Source organism: Pedobacter sp. 01T416_2 (assembly GCF_056398925.1).
On sequence record NZ_JBFTQI010000357.1, the window covers coordinates 1 to 5,895 of the forward strand.

Consider the following 5,895-nt stretch of genomic DNA (forward strand, 5'->3'; position numbering starts at 1 on the left):
GATACAAAGCGTGTCTGCTAATTCTTTTATTCTGATTGCACCTTTTGTTGAATGAATTATTTCTACCGCTGCTGAGATTAATCTGTCAGGTGTATGGCTGTCTAATCGTGATAATAAAAACTGCTCAATGATGGCAATCCTTTGAATATTGTTTTGAGCTTCGGCTAATTGTTCTTCAATAATTTCAATTGTATTTCTCTTAATGAAAGCATCAAGAGAAATACTTTCTTCAAAGAGTTCATAGAGCGGTTCGTTAAAAAATGCTTTAGCCCCTGTCTCTTTAAACTGAACAACTATGGTCGCGGAATCTTGTAAATAGTGGACGAGTCTTACCGATTTTCTTAAACCAGAAATAGTTGAAACAGGCAAAAGTTCTTCTCTATCGTCTGATAGGTAACTAACCTGTCCCTTGTAACGAAAAGCAACAACAAGCGAAGTGCCTGGCAAAATCCTATTTGTCATTTCCACTTCACTTTCAACAATTCTGTATGCCTTGATGAAAGGTCTCAGTAATTCGGTCGGTATATACTCTTCAATTTTCATTTTTGCTGTTGGTACTGATAAAAATACAGCTTCTATTTATGCTGTACAAAATTTTTCTCGGATATATATCMCTCCAATAATTTGGGAGGATACCAAGATAAAGTAAAATACTTTGGAGAGTCAGCAGATATTGATTTTATGAACTTCATCATCATCGAAAAACTTCAGTAAACAATAAGTATTAATCCCTCCTATTTATCGTAAATCCTACACGTAACTGGAACGGTTTTGTTGTAAAGCAAGAACCACATTATGTTGACTTCCCAAATGGTCAGCCCTACAATGTGACCTATACAGGTTACAGGTTTTATAAATATTACAACCAACAGGTACAGGATGCGCAGGGACAGGACATAAGCGATTGCCCACTGTTCAGAATGGGCGAGATATTGGCAAACCACGCTGAGGCTATGTATGAACTGGGAACTTTTACGCAGTCAACGGCAGATGCGACCATCAATAAACTCAGGGCAAGAGGTGCGGTTGCACCATTAAATTTAAGCTCGATCACCAACGATCCAAACAGAGACCAGAGCATCAATCCCATTCTCTGGGAGATAAGGAGAGAAAGAGCGATCGAATTAATTGGTGAAGGATTCAGGTTTGATGATCTGCGCAGATGGAAGAAAATGGATTATGCGCTTAAAGAAAAACTCGGACGGTACATTACAAAGGGAACAGACGTACCTGCAAATAGTATCATTCCGATTCAGAACGGAGCAACTGCCGGTTATATTTCGTATCTGGGAATACCTCCCAGCCCCTTTCCAGAATATTATTACCTGTACCCGGTTCCATCGAACCAAATTGTACTCAATCCAAAAATCGTGCAAAATCCCGGATGGAAATAATTCAACGATCAGTAATTACCGCCCCGTCAAAATTTAGGGCGGTAATTTTCTTCATATATCATTTATTGTTTTTTTTATTTTCGTTCCTTTATTTTTAAATATGAAAAACCGTAAAAACAAAACGCTGATCCTTAGTTTCCTCATTATTTCTTTTTTCTCATTCAATGTTAATGTATATGCTCAGCAAAAACCAAACATCATTTACATTTTAGTGGATGACCTTGGTTATGGCGATCTTGGTATTCTGTTTCAGAATCAAAGGAGTAAAAGCCTTCCTGCTTTAATGTCCCCTCATTTAGATGAAATGGCAAAATCAGGAGCCATATTAACCCAGCATTATGCCAATGCCCCTGTATGTGCGCCATCAAGGGCATCTCTAATGACCGGAGTAAACCAGGGAAATGCCATCATACGGGATAATCAGTTCGATAAAGCATTGGAAAATAACCACACCATAGCCACGGTATTAAAAAATGCAGGCTATACCACTGTTGCCATCGGGAAATGGGGTTTACAGGGAACCGATGAAAAACAAAAACCAAACTGGCCCGCCCATCCTTTAAAAAGAGGTTTTGATAATTATTTTGGCTATATGCGCCATGCAGATGGACATGAGCACTATCCTGTGGAGGGTGTATATAGGGGCAAAAAAGAAATTTGGGCCAACTATAAAGAAGTTTCCGAAGGATTACAAAAGTGTTATACCACTGATTTATGGACTGCAAAAGCAAAGGATTTCATTATAAATTTTGAGCAGAAGAACCAGGACAAAAAACCTTTTTTTATGTATCTGGCTTACGATGCACCACATGCAGTACTCGAGCTGCCAACACAAGCGTACCCAACAGGCGGTGGGCTAAAGGGAGGGCTGCAATGGACCGGTCAAAAGGAAAAAATGATCAATACCGCCTCTGGAGATGTTGATAGTTATGTCCATCCTGATTATGCAGAGGCTACTTACGATGATGATAAAGACCCAAATACCCCGAAGGTTCCATGGCCAGATACCTATAAAAGATATGCAACAGCGGTAAGGCGTCTGGATGATGCCGTTGGCGATATCAGAGAGCTACTATCAGATTTAAAAATCGATGACAATACACTTGTTGTTTTCACCTCTGACAACGGTCCATCGATAGAATCTTATCTACCCAAGTCTTTTGTACCTGTTAAACCAACTTTTTTCAGTAGCTATGGTCCCTTTGATGGAATAAAACGTGATTGTTGGGAAGGTGGCGTACGTATGCCCGCCTTAGTGGTTTGGCCAAAGCGCATTCCTGCTGGCCAAGTTGTAAACACTCCTTCAATGCTCTCGGACTGGTTGCCAACTTTTGCAGGAGCCGCTAAAACCTTTGCACCCGTAAGAACAACTGGTGTGTCTCTACTCCCTTCATTGACCAATATCGGAAAGCAGGATAAAGCTTTAGTATACAGTGAATATTTTGAGGCTGGTAATACACCGAGCTTCGATCAATTCGAACCTGGGCACGCAGGCAGAAAACGTAATCAGATGCAGCTCATCAGAATGGGAGATTTTGTAGGGGTACGGTATGACATCAAATCGGCTGATGATAAGTTTGAAATTTATAATGTAGTAAAAGATCCAAAGGAAAAAAATAACCTTGYTGGTAAGAAGGGCTTCGAAAAACTGCAAGCAACCATGAAAGCTAAGGTATTACAGTTAAGAATTTCAGATTCAGATGCATCCCGTCCCTATGATGATACACCGGTACCTGGTATAGATATTCCTAAAAATGCAGAAAAAGGTCTGAAATGGTCATTTTTTAAAGGAGATTTTCAATTTATACCATCTTTAAATCCTCAAAGCGCTGATCAATCGGGCCGCACCAAATCACCTCTTCCAATTAAAACGGCCAAAGGGATGATTATGTATAAAACCTTTATCAAAATTCCAAAAAGAGGATTATATACTTTTAAACTTATTTCAGATAACAGTGCATTTGTCAAGCTTCATGAATTTAATTTGCTCGATGCTGATTTTGATTATAAAACCGGGGAAGTTGTTCAAAGGGCTGTCACACTTGACGAGGGATATCATCCCCTCACAATTTATTGTTTAAAAGATCAAAATGTTAAAAAAGGTTTCAAATTGCAAATTAAAGCTGCATCTGGTAAATGGGAAGATCTAGGGGAGAAAAATTGCTTTTATTAGTGCGGGTTATCCACCACAATGGGGCGTTAATCTGCATTTTGGAATATATCAAAATTAGCAGAATAACTGTCGAACTATTACAATAACATAAAGATATAAATATTAGATATTTGAAAATACCTGAGTTTAAAAAAGTTAAACCCCAATGGTACATCGAACACCAGAAATCAGCCTCAAAACACGGATTGAGAGGAATTATCAAAAAATATAAATTTTAATAAAAAAAGAAAGTGCCATAGGAGATTCCTAAGGCACCTTTCTTAAGACGGGTTGCACATTGTATTGTTGTCGACCGATTTTATAGCTCAAATGAGTGCAATCGCTGAATTATCTGATAGAATTGAAGATAATCAAAATCACCAACCCTCAATTTAATTAATAAACCACATTGTTCCGAATAATCAAAACCTTTTTCAACTTCAACATAATTACCAAAGAGCTCATCTCCTGGCTGATGAAATTTGATGGTGGGCTGAATGCAAGCTGCATCACCCTTTATAAAGTACTAGCGTTAAAAATTATGCCTGTCGGAGAAAACAATTTCGCATCCGGATTAAGAATTAACAATATCTCAGGGGTTAATGATAAATATCTACCGAAAAACCAAAGATGACGATGATGAAAAAGCATTATTATAGGTGATCAAAATCCCGGTTGGCATGACATAATTCCAATGAATGATAAATCATGCTAACGATAGTTGGATCGGGCAATCAGTTTTTCAATGTTCTTAATCCAGATTTTCCTGCCATCTGTATAAAGGATATCTTCCGACTTTAWCTCTTTAAGGAGCCGGATCACATTCTCCTTCGCCAGCCCGGCAAGGTTAGCCAGGTCATGTCTTGAGATATTGATCAGAATCTCTCCATCGGTGTTAAGGTCGTGTTTATACTTTTCTCTGAGAAAAATGAGCGCTATGGCAAGCCGTTCTATGGCCGAACGCTGCGAAAAAACAGAAATACTGTTCGCCAATACTGTATATTCATGGCTTAGTGCCTTTAACATACGTGAGGTAAGTAAGGGCGAATTGTTCAGCACCTGAAGAAAATCTTCTTTAGGTATAAAGCTAAGAACGCTCTCTTCTATAGTAGCAGCCGAATCCGGATACCGCTCTTCGGAGAGCACGGCATGGTAACCGATGAACTCTCCCTGGTTAGCAACGTATATGATCTGCTCTCTCCCACTATGGTCCACTTTATATTTTTTCACCTTACCCTTATGGATAAAGTAGATCCCCGAAGGCACAACTCCTTCCCTGAAAACCACCTCTCCTTTTCCATATTTCTGTTCAGCCTGTCCTGAAATCAGGAACCGATACTCCTCTTCGGTCAGTACATTTAATATCGAGTGCGTACTGAAGTTCCATTTATCAATGGGAAAAATTCCTGATAAGCTCATATATAAAGGTACGACTTATATTATTCATTACATGGAGTTTCCCTCCCAGGGGACTATCTCTGGGCACAATCCCAAATCAACTTTTATTTTAAGGCTTTCCTTTGGATTTCCTTTTTTAACCAGGCCACCGTAATGTTTTTCAGACATATCTTCGCAAAGGGAGCGCATCAAAGTCAAAATTATCCTTTGATATACATTTTGAGCTCAGGATGATGGCACTGGGCAATGGCCTTATAGGAAGGAGGGATTTGCCCTGTTACGGTATGATAAGTAACCAATCTGCATCCTTGTGGCTGTGCCTCGAGTTTCTTATAAAGCAGCTGGCTATAAAAACGGTAAAGATCATAATTCCTGTTAACGGTAGAGTCAATCCCACCTTCGGTATTGATGTTCTCATAAAAGGAATTGAAAAAGTAAAGGCTCCTGTATTCCTTAAGGTCTACATCGGTTATGTTACCATGAATGAAATCAACGTTAGAAAGATTAAGATTTTCCTTCGTTTCATTTGCATATCTGATAAGGTCCCTTCTCTGGTCTATACCATAAAAAAATGTGCCGGGATTAAAAAACGCTGCGGTCAGACAGAATTTGCCAACACCGCAGCCAATGTCCATCACCTTATGGGCAGGATATGAAAGAAATTCAGATGCCTTTCTTGCAATGTCAAGCGGTGTCCAGTGAACCTTGGAAAGTTGTTGGATATGATCGGGATATAGATAATCGAAATGAATATCATGATCAAAGTAGGTATTTATCATTTATTTATTGATTCGATAATAAAAAGCACAAAATGGAATGGGCAATCAGTGGCTTTTGACATACATATTTAAAAGACCGTTAAAAGTACTCTTGACTAAAGTAAAATTTTCAGGCACTTCCTTGCCAGACCCCTGAAAGCTAACCAACCGGGTCCCTTGCGGCATCCTATCC

The 5,895-nt window shown here is 39.1% G+C and carries 5 protein-coding genes; 2 read left to right on the forward strand and 3 right to left on the reverse strand.

The window, feature by feature from the left end; genetic code table 11:
- On the reverse strand, positions 1–543 hold a 543-nt coding region (locus AC1DPQ_RS15405; RefSeq protein WP_477610084.1), incomplete at its 3' end, for a DUF6597 domain-containing transcriptional factor.
- Positions 544–827: 284 nt separating this feature from the next.
- On the opposite strand from AC1DPQ_RS15405, the gene AC1DPQ_RS15410 reads away from it, so the two are divergent.
- Positions 828–1,394, forward strand: coding sequence for a RagB/SusD family nutrient uptake outer membrane protein (locus tag AC1DPQ_RS15410; RefSeq protein WP_477610086.1), 567 nt, complete (start codon positions 828–830; stop codon positions 1,392–1,394).
- 100 nt (positions 1,395–1,494) lie between these two features.
- The gene (locus AC1DPQ_RS15415; RefSeq protein ID WP_477610088.1) at positions 1,495–3,567 is read left to right on the forward strand and encodes a sulfatase-like hydrolase/transferase; all 2,073 of its coding nucleotides are present in this window, start codon (positions 1,495–1,497) and stop codon (positions 3,565–3,567) included.
- Positions 3,568–4,257: 690 nt separating this feature from the next.
- Here AC1DPQ_RS15415 and AC1DPQ_RS15420 read toward each other — a convergent pair.
- Together AC1DPQ_RS15420 and AC1DPQ_RS15425 are read right to left on the reverse strand one after the other, a co-directional pair.
- A complete protein-coding gene (locus AC1DPQ_RS15420; protein WP_477610090.1) occupies positions 4,258–4,965 on the reverse strand; it encodes a Crp/Fnr family transcriptional regulator in 708 nt (235 codons plus the stop codon).
- Between the two features lie 179 nt (positions 4,966–5,144).
- Complete coding sequence (locus tag AC1DPQ_RS15425) at positions 5,145–5,723, reverse strand: methyltransferase domain-containing protein (protein ID WP_477586156.1); 579 nt, start codon at positions 5,721–5,723, stop codon at positions 5,145–5,147.
- Positions 5,724–5,895: the final 172 nt, after the last annotated feature.

What these genes read in the sequence shown, in the direction of transcription:
- AC1DPQ_RS15425 (WP_477586156.1), bottom strand. Translation starts at nt 5,723, where the DNA reads ATGATAAATACCTACTTTGATCATGATATTCATTTCGATTATCTATAT.